This is a genomic window from Pseudomonas sp. F007 (assembly GCF_057814275.1).
The window spans coordinates 71259-94453 of the sequence record NZ_JBVATA010000014.1 but is presented as its reverse complement, the minus strand read 5'-3'; the positions used below and the strand labels follow the sequence as shown (position 1 = coordinate 94453).

The window sequence follows — 23195 nt, the reverse complement described above, 5'->3', positions numbered from 1 at the left end:
ACAATAACAAGGAAAAATCATCATGCCCGTGACTGCCATCGGCGCGTACAGCGCCCAACCGCTGGACAGCCAGCAACACTTCAACGGTGCGCAACTGGTGTACCTGGGCTGGGACCGGCACCTGATGTTCTGCGCGCCCTTTACCTTCCCATTGCCACCGGACATGGCCTTTGCCGACTTCCTCGAGCAGGTGGTCAAGCCGGCCATCGCTGCGCATCCGGACGCCCGCCAGGTCAACTTCAACGACGCCCGCTGGCGCCTCGACGGCCAGCCGTTCACCCCCGAGCTGGAACTGAGCCTGATTGCCAACGGCATTGGCCACAAGAGCCTGCTCAATCTGGTCACCCCCGGCCTGAATGGGCTGGCCGGCAGCGGCAACTGAGGACAGGATCATGAGCTATCTGGTAACCATCGAACCCACCGGCGAGCAGATTGAAGTGTCGCCGGGCCAGACCATCCTCCAGGCGGCGTTGCGCCAGGGCGTGTGGCTGCCGTTTGCCTGCGGCCACGGCACCTGCGCCACCTGCAAGGTCCAGGTGCTGGAAGGCGAGGTCGATATCGGCGCCGCCTCGACCTTCGCCCTGATGGACATGGAACGCGAGGAGGGCAAGATCCTCGCCTGCTGCGCCATGCCCACCAGCGATCTGGTGATCGAGGCCGACATCGACGTCGACCCGGATTTCCAGGCCTTTGCGGTGGAGGACTATCGCGCCGTGGTCAGCCAACTGGTCGACCTGTCGCCGACCATCAAGGGCGTGCACCTCAAGCTGGATCGGCCCATGGCGTTCCAGGCCGGGCAGTACATCAACCTGCAACTGCCGGGCATCGAGGGCACCCGGGCGTTCTCCCTGGCCAATCCGCCGAGCCGGGCCGACGAGCTGGAGCTGCATGTGCGGCTGGTGGAGGGCGGGCAGGTCACCGGGCACATCCATCAGGCGCTCAAGGTCGGTGATGCGCTGGAGTTATCCGGGCCTTACGGACAGTTCTTTGTCCGTGGCTCACAACCGGGGGGGCTGATTTTCATTGCCGGCGGTTCGGGTCTGTCCAGCCCGCAGTCGATGATCCTCGACTTGCTGGAGCAGGGCGATGAACGGCCGATGGTGCTGTTCCAGGGCGCGCGTAATCGCGCCGAGTTGTACAACCACGAATTGTTCGAGGAACTCGCGCTGCGTCACCGCAACTTCCGCTATGTGCCGGCCCTGAGCCAGGCCGCGGACGACGAGGGCTGGACGGGCTTTCGTGGCTATGTGCACGACGCCGCGAAACAGCATTTCGACGCCCGCTTCAGCGCCAACAAGGCCTACCTGTGCGGGCCACCGCCGATGATCGACGCGGCGATCACCTGCCTGATGCAGGGCCGGCTGTTCGAGCGCGACATCTTCATGGAGCGCTTCTACAGCGCCGCCGACGGTGCCGCTGATGGACAACGCTCGGCCCTGTTCAAACGCATCTGACAAGTCTTTTGCCACCGATAACAACAATAAAGGTTGAACCATGATCAGCACACCGCATAACACCCTCGTGCGCGGCGCCGTTGCCGCGTTGATCGGCCTCGGCGCGAGCCTGCCTGGCGTGGCCCTGGCCACCGAAGGCGGCGGCACCTCCTACCCCTTGGGCGCAGAGAACTACATGTCCGGGGCCATGCCGCCACCGGGCTTCTATGGGCAGTTGTTCGTCAATCATTACGAGGCCGACAACCTGCGCGGCAACGATGGCGACAAGCTGCCGGTGGATTTTCGCGTGCGCGCCAACGCGATCACCCCACGGTTGATCTGGGTCAGCGACTACAGCCTGTTCGGCGCCAGCGTGGCGCTGCATGCCATCGTGCCGCTGGTGGACCTCAAGGTCGAACTCAATGGCCAGTCGCAAAGCAAGCAGGGCCTGGGGGACATCATCTTCGGCCCGGCGTTGGGCTTTCATCACAGCGAGAAATTCCACAGCATCCTCGCCCTGGACATGATCGCTCCCAGTGGTCGCTACGACCGCGATGACCTGGCCAATATCGGGCGTAATTACTGGGTGATCGAGCCGGTGTATGCCATGTCCTATATCGACCCGAACGGGCTGAATCTCGACGCCAAGCTGATGTACGACTTCAACCGCGAAAACCCGGCGACCGACTACCGCTCCGGGCAGGAATTCCATGTCGACTACGCCCTGGGTTGGGGGCTGGGCAATGGCTGGGTGCTGGGCATTGGCGGTTACTACTACCGCCAGACCACCGATGACCGCCAGGATGGCGAGCGGATTGAAGACAACAAGGGCAGGGCGCTGGCGATCGGGCCATCGATCAAATACAGCGGCGCCAATGGCTGGTTCGTCACCGCCAAGTGGGAGCAGGAAACCCAGGTGCGCAACCGGGCGCAGGGGGATGCGTATTGGGTGAAGCTGACGGTGCCGTTCTAGGCGTGACAACAATTGCCGACAACCTGTAGGAGCGAGCTTGCTCGCGAAAGCGGTGGATCAGTCAACATCTCTGCGCCTGAAGCACCGCTTTCGCGAGCAAGCTCGCTCCTACAAGGGGTGATGGTGCTCACAAAATCCGGCCACCGGTGGACGATCCCGCCACGCCTGTGGCAAGGTCGCGCGATAAAAATATCTAACAGCGGTCGGGGTTGCGGCAATGGCGGTGGGTGAGGCGGGTGCAGCGCAGATATCGATGGCAACGCTGGCGGCGTTCAATCGCTGTCTTTTGCAGTTGGCGCGGGTGGCCCGTGAGCGCGGTGGGTCGCATTTTATTGCCGAGGGCTTGCAGGAATTTCGCCAACTGGTGCCGTTCGCCTCGGCCTGGTGGGGTGAGATGTCGGCCTCGGACGCCAGCGCGCCGCCACTCAACTGGATGCACGGGCGCATCGACCTGCCGGACTCCTTTGTCAGCGAATGGCGCGAGGTGGCGGGGCTCGACTGTTTTGCCCATGACAGCTTTACCCGCCTGGGCGAGGTGATGCGCGACAGCGAGTTCACCGATCCCAACGAGCCGGTCAACGTGTTCGCCCGACGCCACGACCTCTACCACCTGATGAACATCACCTTCGAACTGCCGGAAAGCGGCTTGTACTTCTTCGTCTGTCTGTACCGGGGCGTCGATGGCGCGTTGTTCTGCGATCAGGACGCCGCCCTGTTCTCGGCGTTCTGCGAGCACTTGCTGCAACTCTGGCGCTTCCAGGTGCAGGACATGATTCGCCTCGACACCGGCGACGGCGCCAGCGACTTTGGCGTCGCGCGCCTGGACGGCAGCCTGTTGTACGTGGGGGCGCGGCTGTGCGCGGCGATCGAGCGCGAAGTGCCGGGCTGGAATGGCTCGCTGCTGCCGCCGGAGGTGATCGCCCAACTGTCGGCAGTGCCTTGCGTGATGCGCCTGGGGCGGGTGGCCCTGACTCTGAGCCCGAATGCCGAACACGTGATCCTGTCCCTCGAAGCACCCGCGCCCGGCGTGGTCCTGGCGCCCCGGGAGCGCACGGCGGCGATGTTGTTTGCTGCCGGGCACTCGTACAAGGAAATCGCCAAAATCCTCACCCTGAGCCCGGCGACGGTGCGCACCTACCTGCGCAATTGCTATGTGCAACTGGGGGTCAAGAGCAAGGTCGAGCTGGGCTCGGCGCTGCGTGGGTATTCCTGAAGGGCAACTGCGGTCGGTCCCACATTTACGGTCACCGCAAGCCCCTGTAGGAGCTGGCTTGCCAGCGAAGGCGTCCTAGAAAACGCTAGAAGCTTCGCTGGCAAGCCAGCTCCTACACAAGCCAGCTCCTACAGGTGAGTCTGTTGGATCGCGGGCAAGCCCCACGGTGTGTTGCTCATGGGATTACCTCCAGACCCTCCTCATCTGCAGAGGTCCGCTTCGCGCTCTTGTTCGCTAGGGTGTGCCTGCCTGGGTAGCCGGCATTGGCCGATCGCCCGATAACAACAAGAGAGCGCAGCGATGCAACGATTCATTCCCAACCTGTTGGCGGCCGCACTGGCGTTGACCGCCATTCCGGCGATGGCCGCCGCCGACCTGGTGCTGTTCAACGGCAAGGTCTACACCGCCGAACCCGGCCAGGCGCTGGCGCAGGCCGTGGCCGTGCAGGACGGCAAGATCCTCAAGGTCGGCAGCGATGCCGAAATCACTGCCCTGGCGAATGCCAGGACCCAGCGCATCGACCTCGCCGGCAAGGTGCTGATGCCCGGCCTGATCGACACCCACAGCCATCCGGTGGTCGCCGCCTACGACAGCATGGGCGCCAACCTGCAGGACGAAGTCATGCCGGTGGCCGAGCTGGAACAGTGGATCATCGAGCAGGACAAGGCCGGAAGGGCGCGGGCAGGGGACGTGATCAGCATCGCCGGGACCAGCTCGGCCTACTGGGAAAAGGCCCGCGAACTGGGCCAGCGCTTCAACCAGGGCCGCTGGGCCGACCAACCCATCGTGCTGGGCGGCATCGACGGTCACACCGGCTGGGCCAACAACGCCATGCTCAAGCGCCTGAAGATCGACGCGGCGCTGGTCAAGGGCCTGTCCGAACAGGACCGCGCCTTTGTCGGGCATGAGGCGGATTTCACCCCCACCGGCTACTTCGCCGAGTCGCGCTGGGACATCGTGCGCGGCGCAGTTCCCGCCCCGAGCAAGGAAACCATGCTGCAGGCTGCCCGCGAAGCCGTGCGGGTCAACAATCAATATGGCGTGACCGCCTGGATGGACGCCGCCGCCAACGCCGGCAGCGAAGACTCGCTGTTCGACTTCAAGGCCGGCCCGGACAGCGTCGGCGTGTTGCCGCTCTATCAGGCGCTGGCGCAGAAAGGCGAGCTCAACGCCCACGTCGCGGCGTTGCTGCTGACCAATCCGAAGAGCCAGCCCAAGGACCTGGACGTGGTGGCCAAGGTCATGCAGCAGTTCCAGGGCGTGCCCAACCTGACCTTCCCCGGGATCAAGATCTTCGCCGATGGCATCCTCGAATTCCCCGGCCAGACCGCAGCAGTCATCGTGCCGTTCAAGAACAGCAACAAGAACGGCCAGTTGCTGATCGACCCGGCGCACTTCGGCGAACTGGTGGTGGCGGCAGAAAAACGCGGCTGGATCGTCCACACCCACGCGGTCGGCGACCGTGCGGTGCGTGAGGTACTGAACGGCGTCGAATATGCGCGCAAACTCAGCCCGACCCCGGTGCCCCACAGCATCGCCCACCTGCAACTGGTCAACCCCAAGGAATTTCCGCGCTTCAAGCAACTGGGGGTGATCGCTTCGATGCAACTGCTGTGGGCCACTGGCGAAAGCTACACCGTCGAACTGGTCAAGCCGTACATCAGCGCGTTTGCCTACGGTTATCAGTACCCGGCCAGGTCCCTGCATGACGCCGGCGCGACCATTGCCGGTGGCAGCGACTGGCCGGTGTCGAGCCCGAATCCGTTCAATGCAATCGCCCAGGCCAGCACCCGCAAGGGCCCACTCGGTGTGTTGAATGCCCAGGAGAGCCTCGACCGGCAGAGCATGTTCCAGGCCTACACCCTCAACGCCGCCAAGACCCTGCGCCTGGAGCAGCAGATCGGTTCGCTGGCGCCGGGCAAACAGGCTGACCTGATCATCCTCGACCGTGACGTGTTCAAGGTCAGCGACGACGAACTGTTCGACACCCAGGTGCTCAAGACCTTCTTCGCCGGCAAGCAGGTCTACGCCCCGGCTTCCTGACCACGCCATCGCCACCATTCGTCCGGGCCCCGCGCAACGCGCAGGGTCCGGCAACGCCGTGCCTGACATTACCCGCACACTCATAACAACAAGGGTTTCCCATGAAAGCACTCTCGGTCCTGACCTTGGTCGGTTGCGTCCTCGCGCCCCTGACTTCGCAAGCGGTGACGCTCAACGACGATTTCAACCTCGACATGATCGCTACTGCGACCAGTGATTATCGCTCCCGTGGCATCTCGCAAAGCCTCGGCGATCCGGCGGCGCAGTTCGGCGCGACCCTGACCCACAGCAGCGGCCTGTACATCGGCGCCTGGACCTCCAGCGTCGACTTCGGTGATGACTTCAAGACCCGCCAGGAACTGGAGTACTACGCCGGCTACTTCTGGCAGGCCAGCGACGCCATCAGCCTCGACCTGGGCTACATCAAGTACGACTACCCCAAGGAGGCCCAATTCAACCTCAGCGAGGTCTACGCGATTCTCGACCTGTACGGCGTGAAACTCGGCACCTATTACTCCAGCGACACGCCCAACGTGTTTGGCGAAGACCAGGACACCTTCTACGCCTACCTCGGCTACACCCTGGCCTTGCCCGAAGCGTTTGGCCTCGACCTGCGGATCGGCCGCAATGACGTCAAGGACGAAGCCTTCGTTTCCCCCAACGGCGACAGCCGCTCCACTTACTACGAGTGGGAAGCCAAGCTCAGTCGCGACTTTCTCGGGGTCAACTGGGGCCTGAGTTACATCGACACCAACCTGAAAAAAAGCGAATGTGCCAACTGGTACGGCTTTGACGACCTGTGCTCGGCGACCGTCGTGGTCAGCGCCAGCAAGGCGTTTTAACGCCGCCTGCGGTCCACCAGAACAATAAATCCAGGAAATATCCTTCATGACCAAGGTCATCGATAACCCCAAGCGTCATTCACTGATCGAGTCGCGCTCGATCGATTTCATTCCCGAGGCCGAGCGTCATGGCAGCCTCTGGAGCCAATTCACCCTGTGGCTGGGGGCCAACCTGCAAATCACCGCCATCGTCACCGGCGCCCTGGCCGTGGTGCTGGGGGGCGATGTGTTCTGGTCGCTGATCGGCCTGTTGCTCGGCCAGGTGCTGGGCGGCGCGGTGGTGGCGTTGCACGCCGCACAAGGGCCGAAGCTCGGCTTGCCGCAGATGATCTCCAGCCGCGTGCAGTTCGGCGTCTATGGCGCGGCGATCCCGATCGTCCTAGTGTGCCTGATGTACCTGGGCTTCAGCGCCACCGGCGCGGTGCTTTCGGGCCAGGCGATTGCCCAGTTGATCGACGTCAGCGACAGCGCCGGGATCCTGATTTTCGCTGCCAGCATCGCCTTCCTGACGATCTTCGGTTATCGGGTGATCCACATTGTGGGCAGGGTTGCCAGCGTGTTGGGGATCATCGCCTTTGCCTACCTGTTCACCCGCTTGCTGACGCTTAACGACATCGGCCTGCTGCTCGACAATCGCCACTTCAGCTGGAGCACCTTCCTGCTCGCCGTGTCGCTGGCAGCTTCCTGGCAGATCGCTTTTGGCCCTTATGTGGCGGACTACTCGCGCTACCTGCCGAGCAGTACGTCGTCGTTTAAAACCTTCGCCGCCGTGGGCCTGGGCACGGTGCTCGGCGCGCAGGCGTCGATGGTTCTCGGGGTGTTCGCTGCGGCATTGGCCGGGGCGAATTTCCGTGGCCATGAGGTGGCGACCATCGTCGGCCTGGGCAGCACCGGGGTGATGGCGTCCCTGCTGTACCTGAGCGTGGTGTTCGGCAAGGTCACGGTGTCGACCCTCAACGCCTACGGCAGCTTCATGTGCATCGCCACCATCATCAGCGGCTGGCGCCGACGTCTGGAAATCAGCGCCGGGCAGCGCATGGTCTTCGTCCTGTTGATCGTCGCCGCGTCTACGACCCTGGCGCTGCTGGGGCAGTACTCGTTCCTCAACTCGTTCAAGTACTTCATCCTGTTCCTGCTGACCTTCTTCACGCCGTGGAGCGCGATCAACCTGGTGGATTACTACTTCATCAACAAGGAACGCTACGACATCCCGGCCCTGTCCGACCCGGCGGGGCGCTATGGAGGCTGGAACGTGCTGGGCATCAGCGTGTACGTGATCGGCGTGCTGATCCAGTTGCCGTTTGTCGACACTCACTTCTATTCCGGACCGATGGTCGCGCAGTTGGGCGGGGTGGACATTTCCTGGATCGTCGGGCTGGTGGTGCCTGGGGTGATTTATTACTGCCTGGCGAAGCCGGCTGGTGTGGCGGCGGGTCTGACGCACCGAGGTGCCTGATTCGCCGGCAAGCCGGCTCCTACAGGGGGTGAACGTATGTGGGATCAATTTACAACGCGGGCTTTGTAGGAGCTGGCTTGCCAGCGAAAGCGGTGTATCAGACACACCGCCTTCGCCGGCAAGCCGGCTCCTACGATTGCCCGCGATACCTGATCTACACTGCATGGACCCATTGCAGTCACCGCTCGGAGGTCATCATGAACAGGTTGTCGTCCATTAGCCTGTGCGTCGCGTTGTCGGTTGCCGCCAGCCAGGGATGGGCTGAAACGGTGGTGCCGATGAAAGGTCAGAACTCGCAGCAGGTCCAGCTCGATATCAACGAATGCCACAGCATCGCCGCCAGCCAGGGCACTTCGACCACCGGTACCTCCGGTGGTCGCTTGCGCGGGGCGGCCGTCGGTGCGGCGGCGGGGGCGGTGGGGGCGCAGGTGCGGGGCAATCAGCGCGACGAGGTGTACGACCGCGTCGATGACGACGTCAAACAGGAATACCGCCAGGATCGTGCCAAACAGACCGCCGCTGCCGGTGCCGTGGTGGGAGGCTCGCGGCAGCGCCAGGAGCGTCGGGCGGACGCCAAGGCCGGCAGTTCCGCCACTTCCAGCGCCTACACCAGTTGCCTGCAGGGCAAGGGCTACCAGGTCACGCCTTGAGACGGACGGGGCGCTTCGCCGGGCTGGCCAACCGGTCGATTCACGGTTCAAGGGAATAAGTAGCTGTTTTCAAAACAATTTGTTTGCCTGGGGGGTTCCCAGACGCAAGAAATGTTGGTAAATTGCCGCCCACTCGCACAGAGGCCAGCCAAAGGCCAATGATCGAAGTGCTACAGGGGCGTCGCCAAGCGGTAAGGCAGCAGGTTTTGATCCTGCCATGCGTTGGTTCGAATCCAGCCGCCCCTGCCATATTCTTCCTGCTGTTCTCGGTAAGCCGGGATGAGCAGGCAAAAAAACGCCACGGCCTTCCAGCCTGGCGTTTTTTTTTGCCTGCGGGGTGGGGCGCGGTAGACTGACCGGCCTTTTTCCTTCTCAACGCAGAGACCCCGATGGCCAACCAAGACATCACCTTCACCCCCGATCCCGATGCCGACTCGATTTCCTCCGACGTCGCCGGCTTCAACGGCGTGCTGGTCTCCACCCAGATCCCGACCCGCGCCGACGGCAGCCTGGAACTGGGCGACATCACCCTGCAAAGCGAATGCACCCTGCAGGCCCTGAAAGTGGCCCTGGAACGTGCCGGCAGCTCGATGGACCGAGTCATGCACCTGACCATCTACCTCACCGACATGGCCGATCGCGCCGCCTTCAACGAAGTCTACAAGCGCTTCTTCGCCAAGCCCTGGCCAGTGCGCGCCGCCGTCGGCGTGGCCAGCCTGGCGGTCGAAGGCATGCGCGTGGAAGTGACGGCGATGGCGGCCAAGGCCTGAGCCTCGCGCCGCCATAGGGTGCTCAACGGCGAATGAACCGGCCGTTGCGCGCCTCGGTGCTGGCGCCCTGACTGAATGACAGCGCGCCATTGACCCACACCGCCTCGATGCCTTGCGGCGGCTGGGTCGGCGCGTCGAACGTGGCGCAGTCGCGGATCTGCCCGGCATCGAACAGCACCAGGTCGGCCCAGGCGCCGACCTTGAGCACGCCACGCTCGCGCAAGCCGAAACGCTCGGCGGGCAGGCCGGTCATCTTGTGCACCGCCTGCTCCAGGCTGAACAGGCCCAGGTCGCGGCTGTAGTGGCCGAGGACCCGGGGGAAAGTTCCCCACAACCGCGGGTGCGGACGCGGGTCGTTGGGCAGGCCGTCGGAGCCGATCATGGTCTGCGGGTGGGCGAGGATGCGCTGTACGTCGCGCTCCTCCATTTCGTGATAAATCGCACCCCCCGGCTCCAGGCGCCGCGCCGCTTCGACCTGCGGCACCTGCCACAGGTCGGCGATCTCCTTGAGGGTTTTCCCGGCCATCTCTGGATGGGCCGCGGACCAGGTGATCTGGATCTTGAAGCCCTCGTCGACAATCGCCGGATCGATGGTGGTCGAGCTCGCCGCATAGGGATAACAGTCGCAGCCCAGCGGCTGTTGCTCGCGTGCGGCATCGAGCCGAGCGAGGATCGCCGCGCTGCGTCCCCAATTCTGTCGCCCGGCGCATTTGAGGTGGGAGATGATCACCGGCACCCCGGCGTCGCGGCCAATGCCGATGGCTTCGTCGATGGCGTCGACGATCCCGTCGTCTTCGGAGCGAATGTGGCTGACGTAAATCGCGCCGACGGCTTGCAGGGTCGCGGCCAGCTCATCGACCTCGGCGGTCGGCGCCTGCGCCGCGTTGCGGTAGGCCAGGCCGGTGCTCAGGCCCAATGCACCTTGCTGCAGCGCCGCGTGCAGGTCGTCCGCCATGGCCGCGCGTTCTTCAGCGCTGGCCGGGCGGTCGAAATGCGCCATGTGGTTGGCGCGCAAGGCGGTATGCCCGACCAGCGCCGCCACGTTCACCGCCGGCCGCACCGCTTCGATGGCCTCGGCATAGGCGGCGAAACTCGGGTAACGGAAATCCTCGGCGTTGCCCAACAGGTTCATCGGATCCGGCGGCTCGCCGCGCAGGCGCACGCCGGCGGCGCTGATGCCGCAGTTGCCGACGATCACCGTGGTTACGCCCTGGCAGATCTTCGGCAGCATCGCCGGGCTGTTGAGCAGCGCCAGGTCGTCGTGGGTGTGGACGTCGATAAACCCGGGGCTGAGGACCTTGCCCTCGGCATCGATCTCTACCCGGGCCTGCAGCCGGGACAAATCGCCAAGCGCCTGGATTCGCCCCTCATGCAGCGCGACATCGCCGCGAAACGGCGCCGCCCCGGTGCCGTCGATCAGGGTGGCGTTGCGGATCAGGGTGTCAATCGCGTGCATGCGTGGGCTCCAGCAGGTCAGGTTCAGTCGCCGTAGATGTCGTAGCTGAAGTATTTGCCCTGCACCTGGGCATAGGTGCCGTCAGCGCGGACCGAGGCAATCGCGCGGTTGAAGCGTTGCGCCAGCTCGTCGTTACCCTTGGCCACGGCAATCCCGGCGCCTTCGCCGAAGTACAGCGTGTTGCGCAGCTCCGGTCCGACAAAGGCAAAGCCCTTGCCCTGCGGGGTCTTGAGGAAACCTTCGTCCAGCGGCGCGGCGTTGGCGATGGTGCCGTCGAGGCTGTTGGAGACCATGTCCAGGTAGATTTCCGACTGCGCGCCATAGCGCACCACTTGCGCCCCCAATGGCTCGATCTTGTCGCTGGCGTAGCGATCCTGGGTGGTGCCACGCTGCACGCCGATGCGCTTGCCCTTGAGTTCGCCCAGATCATCACTGACCGCAACACCCTCGCGCATCACCAGGCGCGCCGGGGTGGCGTAGTACTTGTCGGTGAAGGTCACCGAGCGCTTGCGGTCGTCGGTGATCAGCATCGAGGAAATCGCCGCGTCGATCTTGCGCACTTTCAGCGACGGGATCAGCCCATCGAATTCCTGCTCGATCCACACGCAACGCACCTGCATCTGTGCGCACAACGCGTTGCCGATCTCGTAGTCGAAACCGCCGAGGCTGCCGTCGGCATTTTTGAAGGCGAAGGGCGGATAACCGGCCTCGATGCCCAGGCGCAGGGTTTTATCCTCGGCCTGCGCACCCAGGGTGCAAAGACTCAGTACACAGCCCAGCCACAACGCTTTTTTCATGGAAAACCCCGGGGCTGAGCCCCTGTTGTTTTTTTGAGGAGTTGAGTGCGGTTATTTGTCCATAATGGACTTATTAGTCTCGAATGGTCAATCCGTTCTTCCACCGCCGGTAATCCTCCCGCATGCACACCGCACAGGGTCGATACCCCGCAGCAATGGCGGCTGTCTCGTCGGCAAAGAACACCCGCTGCCTGACGTAGCCGCCACGGGCAATGGCGCGCAGGGCGCCGGGGCAATCCAGGCGGCCGTAGATTTTCGAGCGTCGATGGCCGCCGAGCAGGCCGGGTTGTTCGCTGGCGACGGGCTGGCCGTCGGCGTCGAGCAGCCAGTAGATTTTCACCCCTTGGGCACTCGCCACAGGTACCAGGCGGCCGCCGTGCGATGGGGGCTCCAGGCTGCGCCGAGTTCGCTCATCGCCCGTGGCTTTGGTGCGTCGCTCAGGCCTTTGAGGCGGCGATAGCCATCGCGCACGCCAAAGTCGTCGGCGGGCAGGATGTCCGCTCGTTCGAGGGTATAAATGAGCAGCATCTCCACGGTCCAGCGGCCGATACCGCGCAGGCGGGTCAGGCGTTCGATCAGCATTTGATCGTCCATGGCCTGTGCTTCCCGGTAGCCCGGCACACTGCCGTCCAGGGTCGCGGCGGCGATGCCGTGCAGGGTGGTGATCTTGCTGGCGGAAAAGCCGCAACTGCGCAGCACGCTGATGTCACTGGCCAGTAATTGCTTGGGGCTGGGGAACACCTGGTCGGGAAACAACGCGAGCAAACGGCCTACAATCGCATCGCCGGCGTGGGCGTGCAGTTGTTGGTAGGCGATGGCCCGCACCAGCGCCTCATAGGGTTCGCGGGCGGGTTTCGGTTGGTGCAGGCACGGGCCGATGGCCGCGACATGGCGCGCCCAGTCCGGGTCGAGGGCGGCAAGGAACTGGCTGGCGGTGGAGTAGGGCATGGGGGCTTCGCGAACGTCGGGATGACTTGGGCAGGTTAGTCGTCTACGCGCTGCGTCGCACCCGCGGTCTTGCGTTCAAATTCGATCGGCGAGGGCGTTCCAATCGCACGGGCGGCGTGTTCGGCCCATTGCTGGTAGATCGCCGGACCGGGATGGAAACCGTCGCGCGCCATCTGCCCGGCCGCTGGCGACAGGTTGATCTCCAACAGTGTGCAGCCGGCGGTGTGCTCTACCAGCGTCGCCAGATGCTGGTTGAAACGCCTGGCGCGGCTGCCCAGATAACCACGCAGCGGACGTGGCAAGGCGGGGAACAGGTGCATTGGCGGCAGCGGCGAGACGATGATCTGCTGCACGCCGAACGTGTCGCGCAACAGTTGCAGCAGGCTTTTTTGCAGCACCAGCCACTGTTCCAGGGTGATGCGGCTGGTGACATCGTTGACGCCAATCGACAGCAGCGCCACCTCGAAAGGCTGCGCATCCTGTTCCTCCAGCAGCGTCAGCAGCGCCCGGGAATCCAGGCCCGACTGCGCCCACAGCGTCCAATTGACTTGATAGTCGCCTGCCAACTGCGCTACCAACCGGCCGCTGAGGGCTTGATCCTGAGTCTCTGCGCCAACCCCGGCGGCGGCCGAGTCGCCGACAATCAACAGGCGCAAGGGCGAGCCGCTGCCGACCTGCCCCTGGCGTTCGCCGCTGGGCTCCGGCAGTCGCGGCGTGACCCGGCGGGTGTACAGGCCCTGCAATAACAGCAGCGGGCCGAGTACGCGCTCGGCGAATTGTTCATGCATGACGACGCCTTAGGCCCGACGCGCCAGCAACAACACACTGGCCGCCGCCGACAGCAGGGCCGCGCAGCAGCGGTTGAACAGGCGCTTGCCCCGCGGCTGGCTGAACCAGCGGCGCATGTGCAGGCCCATGTAGGCGTAGGCCGCAATGGCGATCCACTCCAGGGCCAGGAACAACGCGCCCAGCACGGCGAATTGCGGCGTGACGGCCTGGCTCGGGTCGACGAATTGCGGCAGGAAGGCGGTGAAGATCAGGATGGCTTTCGGATTGCCCGCCGCCACCAGAAACTCCTGACGCGCCAACCCGAGCAAGCCAACCTCGGCGCGCCTGCTCTCGGCTTCAACCTGCACATCGGCGATCCACAGTTGCCAGGCCAGGTACAGCAGGTAGGCCGCACCGACAATCTTGATCCCGTAGAACAGCCACTCCGAGGTCTGCAACACCACCGCCAGGCCGGCGGAGGCGAGGGCGATCATCGCGGCGAATGCCAGCAACCGACCGCCGCCCGCCAGGCACGCGGTGCGATAGCCGTAGCGCGTGGCATTGCTGACCGACAACAGATTGTTCGGCCCGGGCGCCATGTTCAGGGCGAAGCAGGCGGGGAGGAACAGGGTGAGGGTGGCGAGGTCCATCGGTGGCTCCGAGGGCTGGGGGGCGATAGGGGAGTGTGCATTATTGGGGGCGGGGCTGATAGCGGCTTGCGGTGTTTCTGGCTTACCGAGTTGTGGCCTTCGCTAGCAGGCTAGCTCCCACAGGTTTTGTGTCGATCACACATCCTGCGGTGCATCCTGTAGGAGCTAGCCTGCTAGCGATTGCGGTGTGTCTGACAAATGGGTGGTACATGTGCAGATGGGATCGCGGGCAGGCACAGCTGACTCACAGGTATCACAATCCCCAATACCACCCATCCCGACACACGATTGGTCGGCCCCCTTAACCCCACGTCACCCTTGGGCCTCCAACTAAAAGGCCCGCCGCAGCATGCGTTATCGACGTCTCGACCTGAACCTGCTGGTGGCCCTGGATGCCTTGTTGACCGAATGCAGCGTCAGCCGGGCGGCCGAGCGCTTGTGCCTGGGCCAGTCGGCGACCAGTTCGGCGCTGGGGCGGTTGCGCGAGCATTTCAATGACCCGCTGCTGGTGCAGGTGGGGCGCCGTCTGGAGCCGACAGCCCTGGGCCTGGTACTGGCGCCCAAGGTCCAGCAAGCCCTGGCGCTGACCCGGGAAATTGTCGATGCGCCGCTGGACTTCGACCCGGCCAGTTGCAACCGGCAATTCACCCTGGTGGCCTCCGACTACGTGGCCGGGGTGCTGTTGCCGGCGGTCAGTCGCGAGCTCGCACGGGTCGCACCGGGGGTACGGCTGAGCCTGCGCGATCTGCCGGTGCCGCGTGACGGTGATGTGGTCAGCGAAGCCCTCGACTATCGGCGCAGCGATTGCGTGATCGTGCCCCAACGTCGCTTGAACCCGGCCTATCCCCAGGTGCCGCTGCTCAGCGATACGTTGTGCTGCCTGGTCTGCGCACAGGCGCGGCAGTATGCCGAGGGCTTGAGCCTGGCCGACTTTTGCGCCGCCGAGCATGTGGTGCGCGAGTTCGCTGACGGCCGTAACCTGGCGATGGACGCCCTGCACCTGAACGAGCTGGGTATAGAGAGACGGGTGGCGGTGGCGCTGGAAAGCTTTGTGCTGATGCCGGAATTCGTCGTCGGTACGGCGCGCATCGCCACCTTGTTCCGCCGCCAGGCCGAGGGTTTTGCCCGGCGCTATGGGCTGCGGATTCACCCCGCACCGCTGGCGTTTCCGCAGGCCGTGCAGGTGCTGCAATGGCATCCGTATCAGGAACGCGATCCGGCGTTGACGTGGTTTCGCGGCCTGTTGCTGGAGCAGGCCGCGTTGCTCGATCAGCCGGGCGACTGATCGCCGGTATCGGCCACCAGCCCGGCCAACTCGATGGCGGCCACGGCGCAGCGTTCGTCGTTGTCCGAGGTGTCGCCGCTGATGCCGATGGCCCCGACAATCACCCCCTCGGCATTGCGGATCAACACCCCGCCGGCCACCGGAATCACTTCGCCGACGGTCAGGCTGTTGATCGCGTCGAAGAACGCCGGCATTGCCTGGGCGCGTCTGGCCAGCTCGCGTCCGCCAAAGCCCATGCCCAGGCAGCCACGGGCTTTGCCGTTGGCAATTTGCGGGCGCAGGAAGCTCGCCTGCTCGTCGCGCAATATCGCCAGTGGATGAGCCGCAGCATCCAGCACCACGGCGGCCAGGGGTTTGAAGCCGATGTCCCGGGCGATGCGGATCGCGCTGCTGGCGATCTCGATGGCGGTGGGCAAATCCAGGGTGCGCATGGTGTTTGTCCTCATACTGACCACTTGCCCAGTTGGGCGACGCGGTCGCGGGTGTACAGGTCGGTCCATTTCAGCGAGTTGAAGTCCGACACTTGCTTGGGGTTGTACGGGGTGCGTTCCAGGCGCACCGGCTGGCCGGCCTTGTACACCGCCTTGAGCCGCGAGCGGTCCTGGAGAATGCGGATGTCCTGCAGTGGCGAGCCGTCGAGCAGCAGGAAGTCGGCCTGCTTGCCCACTTCTAGCGAGCCGAGGGTCTCGCCACGGGGCATGCAGCGCGCGCCGACGGCGGTGGCGGCATACAGGGCTTCGGCAGGGGTGAAGCCGAGGCGGGTGACCAACAGTTCCAGTTCTCGGGCGTGCCATTCGCCATAGGGTGTCACAGCAAAGCCACTGTCACTGCCACAGGCGAAGGGCACGCCGGCAGCCTTGGCGCGCTTGAGCACCGCCGAACCGACTTCCAGGGTGCGTGCGCAGTAACCGGCGTAACCGGTGCTGATCGCCGGGTCGTGGGGCTGGCAGAAGTCCACGGTGTTCTGCGGGAAGGTCATGGTCGGCGCGAGGATGCTGCCGGCTTCGAGCAAGGCCTCGATGCAGGCGTCGTCCATATAGAAGGCGTGGAACACCAGGTCGACCCCGGCGCGGGCGGCGTACATCACCGCCTCGCGGCCATAGGCGTGGGTCGCCACCTTGCAGCCGAGGCGATGGGCCTCCTCGACCATCTCGCGGGTTTCGTCGGCGGTGAACGCGGCGATGATTTCGCCATTCGGTCGGCGGTGTGTGCCGTCCATGGCGATCTTGATCAGGTCCACACCGTCCTTGGCCTGCTTGCGGATTTCCGCCAGGGCTTCGCTGCGGCTGGTGACCAGGCGCGCGGTGAAATATTCCGGGGCGCCGACCCGGCTGGGGAACCAGTCATTGAGGCTCTGGCGGTTGGTGATCACCCGGCTGCTGGCGGCGATCCGCGGGCCTTCGAACAGACCGGCGGCGACCGCGTTGCGCACGGCAATGCTGAGTTGGCCGCTGTCGCCGGGGCAGACCATGCTGGTGACGCCGGCGGCCAATACGTGCTGGGCGAAGAACATCCCGCGCAGCGCACGGAATTCGTCGCTGGTCCAGATATCGATGTCTTCCTCGCTCTGGGCGTTGCCGAACGCCAGGTGGGTGTGCACGTCTACCAGGCCGGGCATGACGAAGTGGTCGCCGGCGTCGACCACGCGGTCTCCTGCCTGTGGCTGCGGGGCCATGGCGGTGGGGCCGACGTAGCTCAGCAGGCCGTTTTCCACCACCAGGGTTTGCTGCTGACGGGTGTGCAGGCCCGTGCCGTCGAACAGGGTCTGGCATTTCAGGTGCAGGGCGTTCATGGCGTTCTCACGTTGTTTTTGGTTATGCCGGGCGAGGCTAGGGCGCGACCGGGGAGGGCACCAGCAACTTGCGTCAATGGCTGGGTATTGATGGTGTCGATACTGGCTGTGGGTCAGGCGCCGTGGGCCTTGGCGACGCTGCGCGGCGGGTATCGCGAGTGACGATGGCTGGCATCGTGATCGGCGATTTTTGGTCGATTGGCACTGGCGTCTATGGTGCGCGCTCAATCCACGTAGAGAGCTGTTGCCATGACTACCGAAGCGCTAAGAAACCAGCTGCTGGGCCTTGAACAGGAACGCCGCCGGGCGTTGATCGAAGAAGACCATCCACGGATCGCCGAGCTGTTCGCCGATGACCTGGTGTACGTGCACACCACCGGGTTGGTGCAAGACAAGGCGCAGTACCTGGAGTACGCGAAAAGCGCCGTTGAATACCTGGAGATCGAGCGCGGTGAGTTGCTGATTCGGTTCTATGGCGAGCACCTGGCGGTAATGACCGGCAGCCAGTGCAACACCCTGCGCAAACGCGGCGGAGAGCAGTCGATTCGCGGGGATGGCTTTGCCACGCAGGTGTGGACGTTGGGCGAGGCGGGCTGGCAGATCAGTTCGTTTCAGGGGACGCGGGCGGTGTAGGGGGACAGCAACTCTTGTGATCGACCCTGTAGGAGCCGGTGCCCGCTTGCGGTGCCCGCTTGGGGCTTGCCGGCGAAGGCGGTCTCAAGCTTCGCATCGACAGTACGGATGCTTTCGCTGGCAAGCCAGCTCCTACAGGGGTTTGCGGTGGATACATAGCTTGTGATCAGCCACAAACTTGTAGGAGCCGGCGCCCGCTTGCGGCTTGCTGGCGAAGCATTCAGCGCCACCGTGTTCATCCTGAATGAACGCGGTGGCTGGGCTTTTTTCGCTGGCAAGCCAGCTCCTACGGGGATTTTGCGGCGGATGCGATCTAGCGGTCAGGCAGTGTGCCCACCCAGATTTTCCGCCACCCAATCCGCAATGTACTGCCCGGCATTGATGCTGTTGTCAAAGCTCGAATGCTGCACGCCACCCTCGCGTTCGGTGAAAATCTTCAGTTCGCGTTTCGGGCTGTTGACCAGTTGCTCGTAGGTGCGCTGCGCCCATTTCAACGGGATCTGCGAGTCCTTTTCGCCGTGGGTGACCAGGAACGGCACTTTGATCCGGTCCAGCACGCCGTCGAGGTGGACGTTTTCGGCGATCGCCATGAATTCCTCCATGTCCTTGGCGCCCCACACCCATTGCACATGCGCCCAGTAGTGCGGCACCGGGAAGCTGCCTTCTTTTTCCAGGCGGCGTTTCTGCACGTCGCGCCAGTCATGGTTGGCGCCCCAGACCACGCCGCAGGCAAAGCGCGGTTCGAAGGCCACCGCGCGCGGACAGTAGTAGCCGCCCAGCGACACGCCTTCCAGACCAATACGTTGGGCATCCACGTCGCTGCGGGTTTCCAGCCAGTCGACCACGCGGCTGGCCCAGTGTTCGCTGTCGTAGCGGGCGATCAGGTTGTGCAGGCGCAGTGCTTCACCGGTGCCGGGCTGGTCGATGATCAACGACGACACGCCGCGCTTGGCCAACCAGGCGGGCAGGCCGACGCGGTATTTCATTTCCTTGGTGGAATCCAGGCCATTGACCTGCACCAGGATCGGCGCCGGGCCGTTCACGCCTTCGGCGCGCACCAGCAAGCCGGAAATGTGTTTGCCCTCGTAAGGGATTTCAACCCGCTCGCAGTTCTCCCGCGACAGCTCGATGCCACGCTTGAAGGTCTGCAGGAAACGCTGGTACAGCTCGCTGCGGCCCGGCGCGCCATGGGCTTGCAAGCGCTCGCAGGTGAGGTAATAGGTGGCGGCGCGGTTGTATTTTTCACCGGCAGACAGCAACCGGCCCTGGCCTTCGTCTTCCTCGGCCAGGCCGCAGAGTTTGTCGGCCATCTTCGCCCAGGTTTCGCGAAAGGCCTTGGTACCCGCGGCATCGGGTTGCAGGGCGGCTTCCTGCAGCGGTGCGCACATCTCTTCGATTTCGCCCATGCGCGCGCCCATTTCAATGGCCAGGTCGACGGAGAGATTCCACACGTAATTGGTTGGGAAGTAGCGGAACATGATGTTGTTGTCCTTATGGTTACCTTGGCGTTCTCAAGGCACGTTAAGGACGCCCCGGCTAGTTGACCAATCGTGACTCGGGATGCGAGGTATCACCGGCGGCGATAGGAGCCTGCTCCAGGTGCTGGACAAACTCGCTGATGCGCTCGCGCAGCCAGCGGTGCATCGGGTCGCCGTCGACACTGCGGTGCCAGAGCATGCACTCGCGCATCACCGGGATTTTCACCGGCGGATTGAGGATGCGCAGCGGCAGATGTTCGGCGTATAGGCGCGCCAGGCGCTGGTGCATGGTTGCGATGCGCTGGGTGCCGACCACCAGTTGCGGCAGGGTGTTGAAGTCATTGGTGATCACCTCGATGCGGCGGTTGAAGCCGTACTGGTTCATGAACCACTCTTCAATGCTCAGGTGCCGGGTGCGGCCAAAGCCGACCGAGACATGGCCCATGTCCATGTACTGCTCCAGGCTCAGGCTGTCGCCGACCAGGGTGTTGCCGGTCCACACCACGCACACGTGATCTTCCTCGAACAGCAACTGGTGCGGGTGGCCGTCGATGATGTAGCGCTCGGGCACGATCATCAGGTCCACCTCGCCGCGCACCAGCAGCTCGCCGGAGTTGTCGCCGGGGCCGAGCATTTCGAAAGTGATGTTGGGCGCTTCCTGATGGATCTTCTGGATCACCTGGGCGAACAGCACGCTGATCAGGTAATCCGAGGTCACCAGGCGGAAGTGGCGCTTGCTGGTGGTGGGGTCGAACACCGGCTTGGCGGTGATCGACGACTGGATTGTCAGCAGCACTTCGCGAATCGGCTTGGCCAGTTCCTGCGCATAGGGCGTGGGCTGCATCTTGCGCCCCACCTGCACCAGCAATTCGTCTTCGAAGTAGTTGCGCAGCCGGCCCAGCACGCCACTGGTGGCCGACTGAGTCATGTGCAGGCGTTCGGCGGCACGGGTGATGTTCTGCTCTTCGAGCAGGACATCGAGTGCCACCAGCAGATTGAGGTCCAGGTGGTTGAAACGCATCAGGCATGTCCGCTTTTGTATTTATTTTCGCGATACATTCCGGTGATTTCATTGTGCCGTCAACCCCGCCTGCAGGTATCGCGTTTGCCGATAGGTCACATCCCCACTCGCGATTAGTCAGCTGCCAGCCGTCAGGTCAATCTTCGCCGCAGTCGGACCTGTGGCCGACACCACCCGCGGATGCCATGCGCCGCCCAACGCCCGACTCGAGCGTTCGGCCGCCGTCTGCGGATAATAATTTCAACGGAGTGGTAGCCATGAACATCATTGGTCTTGATGCCCTGATTTTTGGCGTCGATGACGTCCAGGCCTGCAGCGCTTGCCTGAGCGACTACGGCCTGGCGCCGGTCGACGTCGACAGCAACGGTGGGCGTTTTGAAGCACTGGACGGAACGGCCGTGATCATTCGTCGGGCGGATGATCCGACCCTGCCGGCGGCCATCGGCCCGGGCCCATCGATTCGCGAGACGGTCTACGGGGTTGCCAGCGCGGCTGATCTTGACGCGATCGAAGACGAACTGGCCCGCGATCGCCAGGTCACTCGCGACAACGGCGTGCTGCACAGTGTCGACGACATGGGTTTTGCCATTGCCTTCCAGGTCACCGTGCGCCGGCCTTATAGCGCCCCGGACGACCTGAGCAACGCCGCCGGCCACGCGCCGCAACGGCCGCTGAACCAGCCGGGGATCACCCTCGACATGCAGGCGCTGCCGCGCACCTTGTCCCACGTGGTGTACTTCGTGCCCGACGCGGCCAAGGCCGAAGCCTTCTACGCCGAGCGCCTGGGTTTTCGCACCACCGACACCTTTGTCGGCGCCGGCCCGTTCATGCGCCCGGCAGGCTCGGACGATCACCATTGCCTGTTCATGATTCAGACCCCGCCGCACATGAAAGGCTGCGAACACTTCACCTTCCACATGGGCAGCGGCACCGAAGTGCTGCTGGCCGGCACCCGTTTCGAGCAGAAAGGCTGGACCAGTTTCTGGGGCCCGGGCCGTCACCTGTTTGGCTCCAACTGGTTCTGGTACTTCAACAGCCCGCTGGGTTGCCACATCGAATACGACGCCGACATGGACAAGCATGACGACGCCTGGGAAGCCCGCCGCGCACCGCTGTCGGCGGATAACTCGCAGCTGTTCCTGTTCAATTCGAAAGCCAAATGGGCACCGGGTGGGCCGCCGCCGAAGGGGGTGTGATTACGGATTTTGCGACCAGCCACCACCCCCTGTAGGAGCCAGCTTGCTGGCGAAGGTGGTCAACGATGACGCGTTCATCCGGATGTACGCGGCGCCCTCGGGTTTTTCGCTGGCAAGCCAGCTCCTACAGGGCATGTGTGGGGAGGTAATGATGAGCCAGGCCGATTTCCCCCTGTGCCCCCTGGACGATCTGCAAGACGGCCAGGCCCGCGGGTTCGATCCGTTGCAGCGCGGCAGGGACAGTGTCTTTGCCTTGATCCATCAAGGGCAGCCAAGGATTTATCGCAACAGCTGCCCCCATCTGGACGTGCGCCTGGAGTATCGCAAGGACCGTTTTCTGTCCGCCGACGGCCAGTTGATCGTCTGTTACGCCCACGGTGCGCAGTTTCTGCTAGGGACTGGGGAATGCGTCTACGGCCCTTGTCTCGGGCAACACCTCGAGGCATTGCCATGGCGGGTGGAGGAGGGCTGGCTGGTGCTGCAGATGCCGGTCAGGGAGACAAATCCACCGCCGTTCGAGGTATCGCGTTTGCAGATACATCACATCCCTACTCGCGATTAGTCAAATCCCTGCTTTGCCGGGAAGCTGGACCCAACGACGCAGTGCCCGACGCTGCAGCGAACCACAAGAATAACAAGTGAGAACACCATGAATGCAGTGAGCAAAGTTCTGATTGTCGGCGGTGGCATTGGCGGCCTGTGCGCGGCCATCGCCCTGCGACGCAAGGGCATTGAGGTCGATCTGGTCGAGCTCAAGTCGCAGTGGACGGTGTACGGCGTCGGCATCATCCAGCAGAGCAACGTGGTCCGCGAGATGGCCAAGCTCGGCGTGCTCGACGGCTATCTCGACGCCGCCTACGCCTTCGAAGACGTCGCCATCTACGGCCCGGCCGGCCAACAACTGGCGCGCATTCCGGGGCAGCGCCTGGCAGGCCCGGAGTACCCGGCCAACGTCGGCATTTCACGCCTGGCACTGCACAACGTGCTCTGCGAAACCACCCTGCAACTCGGTGCCCAGGTGCGCCTGGGCCTCAGTGTCGAAAGCCTCGACGACACCGGCGATAGCGTTGACGTGCTGTTCACTGATGGCAGTCGCGGCGAGTACGACCTGGTGGTCGGCGCAGACGGCCTGTTCTCGAAAGTTCGCGGCCTGATCTTCGGCGACACCTACACGCCGCGCTTCACCGGCCAGTCGGTGTGGCGCTACAACTTCCCGCGCGCGCCGCAGATCGATCACCTGGCCAACTACCAGAGCGCCGAAGGCAACGCCGGCCTGGTGCCCCTGGCCGGTGACTTGATGTACCTGTTCCTCACCTCCCACGAACCGTCCAACCCGTGGATGGACCCAACCACCCTGGCCGAGCAGATGCGCCAGCGCCTGCAAGGCTTCACCGGTGTGATCGGCGAATTGCGCGAACAAATCAGCGACAGCAGCCAGGTGGTCTACAAACCGATGGAAGTGGTGTTCGTCAACGAGCCCTGGTACCGCGGGCGCGTGCTGCTGATCGGCGACGCCGCCCACGCCACCACCCCCCACCTCGGCCAGGGCGCCGGCATGGCCATCGAAGACGCCATCGTCCTCAGCGAAGAACTGACCGCCGGCGGCGACGTCGAGCAACAGCTGCAGCGCTTCATGGCGCGGCGTTTCGAACGCTGCAAGTACATCAGCGAAAGCTCGATCCTCGCCGGCGACAAGGAAATGCAACACGACCGCGAGTTCGACCGCATCGGCCTGGTCAAGCAGATGCTCGCCCGGACGGCGGAGCCGATCTGATTCGGCGCAGCCCTTCA

Annotated in this window: 24 protein-coding genes and 1 tRNA gene; 15 read left to right on the top strand and 10 right to left on the bottom strand. The window is 64.0% G+C overall.

The window, feature by feature from the left end; all coding sequences use genetic code 11:
• Nucleotides 1-22: 22 nt before the first annotated feature.
• The 10 genes from ACZYR5_RS28920 to ACZYR5_RS28875 all read left to right on the top strand — a co-directional run bounded on the left by ACZYR5_RS28920 (nucleotide 23) and on the right by ACZYR5_RS28875 (nucleotide 9380).
• Nucleotides 23-382, top strand: coding sequence for a phenol hydroxylase subunit P4 (locus ACZYR5_RS28920; RefSeq protein WP_489092666.1), 360 nt, complete (start codon nucleotides 23-25; stop codon nucleotides 380-382).
• A 10-nt stretch (nucleotides 383-392) separates the two neighbouring features.
• Nucleotides 393-1454: an NADH:ubiquinone reductase (Na(+)-transporting) subunit F gene (locus tag ACZYR5_RS28915; RefSeq protein WP_489092667.1), complete on the top strand. Its 1062-nt coding sequence runs from the start codon at nucleotides 393-395 to the stop codon at nucleotides 1452-1454.
• 40 nt (nucleotides 1455-1494) lie between these two features.
• The gene (locus ACZYR5_RS28910) at nucleotides 1495-2406 is read left to right on the top strand and encodes a SphA family protein (protein ID WP_489092668.1); all 912 of its coding nucleotides are present in this window, start codon (nucleotides 1495-1497) and stop codon (nucleotides 2404-2406) included.
• 217 nt (nucleotides 2407-2623) lie between these two features.
• Nucleotides 2624-3619 (top strand): helix-turn-helix transcriptional regulator, encoded by a 996-nt coding sequence (locus tag ACZYR5_RS28905; protein ID WP_489092669.1) that lies wholly within the window; start codon nucleotides 2624-2626, stop codon nucleotides 3617-3619.
• Nucleotides 3620-3919: 300 nt separating this feature from the next.
• Entirely contained in the window at nucleotides 3920-5662 is a 1743-nt protein-coding gene (locus tag ACZYR5_RS28900) for an amidohydrolase (protein ID WP_489092670.1), read from the top strand.
• A 101-nt stretch (nucleotides 5663-5763) separates the two neighbouring features.
• Nucleotides 5764-6504, top strand: a complete 741-nt coding sequence (locus ACZYR5_RS28895; RefSeq protein WP_489092671.1) for a TorF family putative porin — start codon at nucleotides 5764-5766, stop codon at nucleotides 6502-6504.
• Nucleotides 6505-6550: 46 nt separating this feature from the next.
• Nucleotides 6551-7960, top strand: coding sequence for a purine-cytosine permease family protein (locus tag ACZYR5_RS28890; RefSeq protein WP_489092672.1), 1410 nt, complete (start codon nucleotides 6551-6553; stop codon nucleotides 7958-7960).
• A 197-nt stretch (nucleotides 7961-8157) separates the two neighbouring features.
• Nucleotides 8158-8610 (top strand): hypothetical protein, encoded by a 453-nt coding sequence (locus ACZYR5_RS28885; protein ID WP_489092673.1) that lies wholly within the window; start codon nucleotides 8158-8160, stop codon nucleotides 8608-8610.
• A 174-nt stretch (nucleotides 8611-8784) separates the two neighbouring features.
• Nucleotides 8785-8859, top strand: a tRNA-Gln gene (locus ACZYR5_RS28880).
• Between the two features lie 140 nt (nucleotides 8860-8999).
• Nucleotides 9000-9380: a RidA family protein gene (locus ACZYR5_RS28875; protein WP_489092674.1), complete on the top strand. Its 381-nt coding sequence runs from the start codon at nucleotides 9000-9002 to the stop codon at nucleotides 9378-9380.
• Nucleotides 9381-9402: 22 nt separating this feature from the next.
• On the opposite strand, the gene ACZYR5_RS28870 is transcribed toward ACZYR5_RS28875, so the two are convergent.
• The 6 genes from ACZYR5_RS28870 to ACZYR5_RS28845 all read right to left on the bottom strand — a co-directional run bounded on the left by ACZYR5_RS28870 (nucleotide 9403) and on the right by ACZYR5_RS28845 (nucleotide 13999).
• Complete coding sequence (locus tag ACZYR5_RS28870) at nucleotides 9403-10836, bottom strand: N-acyl-D-amino-acid deacylase family protein (RefSeq protein WP_489092675.1); 1434 nt, start codon at nucleotides 10834-10836, stop codon at nucleotides 9403-9405.
• A 23-nt stretch (nucleotides 10837-10859) separates the two neighbouring features.
• Nucleotides 10860-11633, bottom strand: coding sequence for an ABC transporter substrate-binding protein (locus ACZYR5_RS28865; protein ID WP_489092676.1), 774 nt, complete (start codon nucleotides 11631-11633; stop codon nucleotides 10860-10862).
• A gap of 73 nt (nucleotides 11634-11706) precedes the next feature.
• Nucleotides 11707-11973 carry an Ada metal-binding domain-containing protein gene (locus ACZYR5_RS28860; RefSeq protein WP_489092677.1) on the bottom strand — a complete coding sequence of 89 codons (267 nt, stop codon included), beginning with the start codon at nucleotides 11971-11973 and terminating at the stop codon, nucleotides 11707-11709.
• A complete protein-coding gene (locus ACZYR5_RS28855; protein WP_489092678.1) occupies nucleotides 11970-12581 on the bottom strand; it encodes a DNA-3-methyladenine glycosylase family protein in 612 nt (203 codons plus the stop codon). Before ACZYR5_RS28855 ends, ACZYR5_RS28860 begins: the two co-directional genes overlap by 4 nt.
• 35 nt (nucleotides 12582-12616) lie before the next feature.
• Nucleotides 12617-13369, bottom strand: coding sequence for an SGNH/GDSL hydrolase family protein (locus ACZYR5_RS28850; protein WP_489092679.1), 753 nt, complete (start codon nucleotides 13367-13369; stop codon nucleotides 12617-12619).
• Nucleotides 13370-13378: 9 nt separating this feature from the next.
• Nucleotides 13379-13999 carry a LysE family translocator gene (locus ACZYR5_RS28845; RefSeq protein ID WP_489092680.1) on the bottom strand — a complete coding sequence of 207 codons (621 nt, stop codon included), beginning with the start codon at nucleotides 13997-13999 and terminating at the stop codon, nucleotides 13379-13381.
• A gap of 349 nt (nucleotides 14000-14348) precedes the next feature.
• On the opposite strand from ACZYR5_RS28845, the gene ACZYR5_RS28840 reads away from it, so the two are divergent.
• A complete protein-coding gene (locus tag ACZYR5_RS28840) occupies nucleotides 14349-15284 on the top strand; it encodes a LysR family transcriptional regulator (protein ID WP_489092681.1) in 936 nt (311 codons plus the stop codon).
• Here ACZYR5_RS28840 and ACZYR5_RS28835 read toward each other — a convergent pair.
• Nucleotides 15269-15715 carry a GlcG/HbpS family heme-binding protein gene (locus ACZYR5_RS28835; protein WP_489092682.1) on the bottom strand — a complete coding sequence of 149 codons (447 nt, stop codon included), beginning with the start codon at nucleotides 15713-15715 and terminating at the stop codon, nucleotides 15269-15271. The genes ACZYR5_RS28840 and ACZYR5_RS28835 overlap by 16 nt on opposite strands.
• An 11-nt stretch (nucleotides 15716-15726) precedes the next feature.
• A complete protein-coding gene (locus tag ACZYR5_RS28830; protein ID WP_489092683.1) occupies nucleotides 15727-17076 on the bottom strand; it encodes a metal-dependent hydrolase family protein in 1350 nt (449 codons plus the stop codon).
• Nucleotides 17077-17325: 249 nt separating this feature from the next.
• Here ACZYR5_RS28830 and ACZYR5_RS28825 point away from each other — a divergent pair, with 249 nt between their 5' ends.
• The gene (locus ACZYR5_RS28825; RefSeq protein WP_489092684.1) at nucleotides 17326-17709 is read left to right on the top strand and encodes a nuclear transport factor 2 family protein; all 384 of its coding nucleotides are present in this window, start codon (nucleotides 17326-17328) and stop codon (nucleotides 17707-17709) included.
• 320 nt (nucleotides 17710-18029) lie between these two features.
• On the opposite strand, the gene ACZYR5_RS28820 is transcribed toward ACZYR5_RS28825, so the two are convergent.
• Both ACZYR5_RS28820 and ACZYR5_RS28815 read right to left on the bottom strand, forming a co-directional pair.
• Complete coding sequence (locus tag ACZYR5_RS28820; protein ID WP_489092685.1) at nucleotides 18030-19187, bottom strand: alpha/beta hydrolase family protein; 1158 nt, start codon at nucleotides 19185-19187, stop codon at nucleotides 18030-18032.
• A 58-nt stretch (nucleotides 19188-19245) separates the two neighbouring features.
• Nucleotides 19246-20208, bottom strand: a complete 963-nt coding sequence (locus ACZYR5_RS28815) for a LysR family transcriptional regulator (RefSeq protein ID WP_489092686.1) — start codon at nucleotides 20206-20208, stop codon at nucleotides 19246-19248.
• Between the two features lie 257 nt (nucleotides 20209-20465).
• On the opposite strand from ACZYR5_RS28815, the gene ACZYR5_RS28810 reads away from it, so the two are divergent.
• The 3 genes from ACZYR5_RS28810 to ACZYR5_RS28800 all read left to right on the top strand — a co-directional run bounded on the left by ACZYR5_RS28810 (nucleotide 20466) and on the right by ACZYR5_RS28800 (nucleotide 23178).
• Entirely contained in the window at nucleotides 20466-21404 is a 939-nt protein-coding gene (locus tag ACZYR5_RS28810; RefSeq protein WP_489092687.1) for a VOC family protein, read from the top strand.
• Nucleotides 21405-21555: 151 nt separating this feature from the next.
• Nucleotides 21556-21966, top strand: coding sequence for a Rieske (2Fe-2S) protein (locus tag ACZYR5_RS28805; protein WP_489092746.1), 411 nt, complete (start codon nucleotides 21556-21558; stop codon nucleotides 21964-21966).
• Between the two features lie 87 nt (nucleotides 21967-22053).
• Entirely contained in the window at nucleotides 22054-23178 is a 1125-nt protein-coding gene (locus ACZYR5_RS28800) for an FAD-dependent oxidoreductase (RefSeq protein ID WP_489092688.1), read from the top strand.
• The last annotated feature ends 17 nt before the right edge of the window (nucleotides 23179-23195 follow it).

What these genes read in the sequence shown, in the direction of transcription:
- ACZYR5_RS28920 (WP_489092666.1), top strand. Translation starts at nt 23, where the DNA reads ATGCCCGTGACTGCCATCGGCGCGTACAGCGCCCAACCGCTGGACAGC.
- ACZYR5_RS28915 (WP_489092667.1), top strand. Translation starts at nt 393, where the DNA reads ATGAGCTATCTGGTAACCATCGAACCCACCGGCGAGCAGATTGAAGTG.
- ACZYR5_RS28910 (WP_489092668.1), top strand. Translation starts at nt 1,495, where the DNA reads ATGATCAGCACACCGCATAACACCCTCGTGCGCGGCGCCGTTGCCGCG.
- ACZYR5_RS28905 (WP_489092669.1), top strand. Translation starts at nt 2,624, where the DNA reads ATGGCGGTGGGTGAGGCGGGTGCAGCGCAGATATCGATGGCAACGCTG.
- ACZYR5_RS28900 (WP_489092670.1), top strand. Translation starts at nt 3,920, where the DNA reads ATGCAACGATTCATTCCCAACCTGTTGGCGGCCGCACTGGCGTTGACC.
- ACZYR5_RS28895 (WP_489092671.1), top strand. Translation starts at nt 5,764, where the DNA reads ATGAAAGCACTCTCGGTCCTGACCTTGGTCGGTTGCGTCCTCGCGCCC.
- ACZYR5_RS28890 (WP_489092672.1), top strand. Translation starts at nt 6,551, where the DNA reads ATGACCAAGGTCATCGATAACCCCAAGCGTCATTCACTGATCGAGTCG.
- ACZYR5_RS28885 (WP_489092673.1), top strand. Translation starts at nt 8,158, where the DNA reads ATGAACAGGTTGTCGTCCATTAGCCTGTGCGTCGCGTTGTCGGTTGCC.
- ACZYR5_RS28875 (WP_489092674.1), top strand. Translation starts at nt 9,000, where the DNA reads ATGGCCAACCAAGACATCACCTTCACCCCCGATCCCGATGCCGACTCG.
- ACZYR5_RS28870 (WP_489092675.1), bottom strand. Translation starts at nt 10,836, where the DNA reads ATGCACGCGATTGACACCCTGATCCGCAACGCCACCCTGATCGACGGC.
- ACZYR5_RS28865 (WP_489092676.1), bottom strand. Translation starts at nt 11,633, where the DNA reads ATGAAAAAAGCGTTGTGGCTGGGCTGTGTACTGAGTCTTTGCACCCTG.
- ACZYR5_RS28855 (WP_489092678.1), bottom strand. Translation starts at nt 12,581, where the DNA reads ATGCCCTACTCCACCGCCAGCCAGTTCCTTGCCGCCCTCGACCCGGAC.
- ACZYR5_RS28850 (WP_489092679.1), bottom strand. Translation starts at nt 13,369, where the DNA reads ATGCATGAACAATTCGCCGAGCGCGTACTCGGCCCGCTGCTGTTATTG.
- ACZYR5_RS28845 (WP_489092680.1), bottom strand. Translation starts at nt 13,999, where the DNA reads ATGGACCTCGCCACCCTCACCCTGTTCCTCCCCGCCTGCTTCGCCCTG.
- ACZYR5_RS28840 (WP_489092681.1), top strand. Translation starts at nt 14,349, where the DNA reads ATGCGTTATCGACGTCTCGACCTGAACCTGCTGGTGGCCCTGGATGCC.
- ACZYR5_RS28835 (WP_489092682.1), bottom strand. Translation starts at nt 15,715, where the DNA reads ATGCGCACCCTGGATTTGCCCACCGCCATCGAGATCGCCAGCAGCGCG.
- ACZYR5_RS28830 (WP_489092683.1), bottom strand. Translation starts at nt 17,076, where the DNA reads ATGAACGCCCTGCACCTGAAATGCCAGACCCTGTTCGACGGCACGGGC.
- ACZYR5_RS28825 (WP_489092684.1), top strand. Translation starts at nt 17,326, where the DNA reads ATGACTACCGAAGCGCTAAGAAACCAGCTGCTGGGCCTTGAACAGGAA.
- ACZYR5_RS28820 (WP_489092685.1), bottom strand. Translation starts at nt 19,187, where the DNA reads ATGTTCCGCTACTTCCCAACCAATTACGTGTGGAATCTCTCCGTCGAC.
- ACZYR5_RS28815 (WP_489092686.1), bottom strand. Translation starts at nt 20,208, where the DNA reads ATGCGTTTCAACCACCTGGACCTCAATCTGCTGGTGGCACTCGATGTC.
- ACZYR5_RS28810 (WP_489092687.1), top strand. Translation starts at nt 20,466, where the DNA reads ATGAACATCATTGGTCTTGATGCCCTGATTTTTGGCGTCGATGACGTC.
- ACZYR5_RS28805 (WP_489092746.1), top strand. Translation starts at nt 21,556, where the DNA reads ATGAGCCAGGCCGATTTCCCCCTGTGCCCCCTGGACGATCTGCAAGAC.
- ACZYR5_RS28800 (WP_489092688.1), top strand. Translation starts at nt 22,054, where the DNA reads ATGAATGCAGTGAGCAAAGTTCTGATTGTCGGCGGTGGCATTGGCGGC.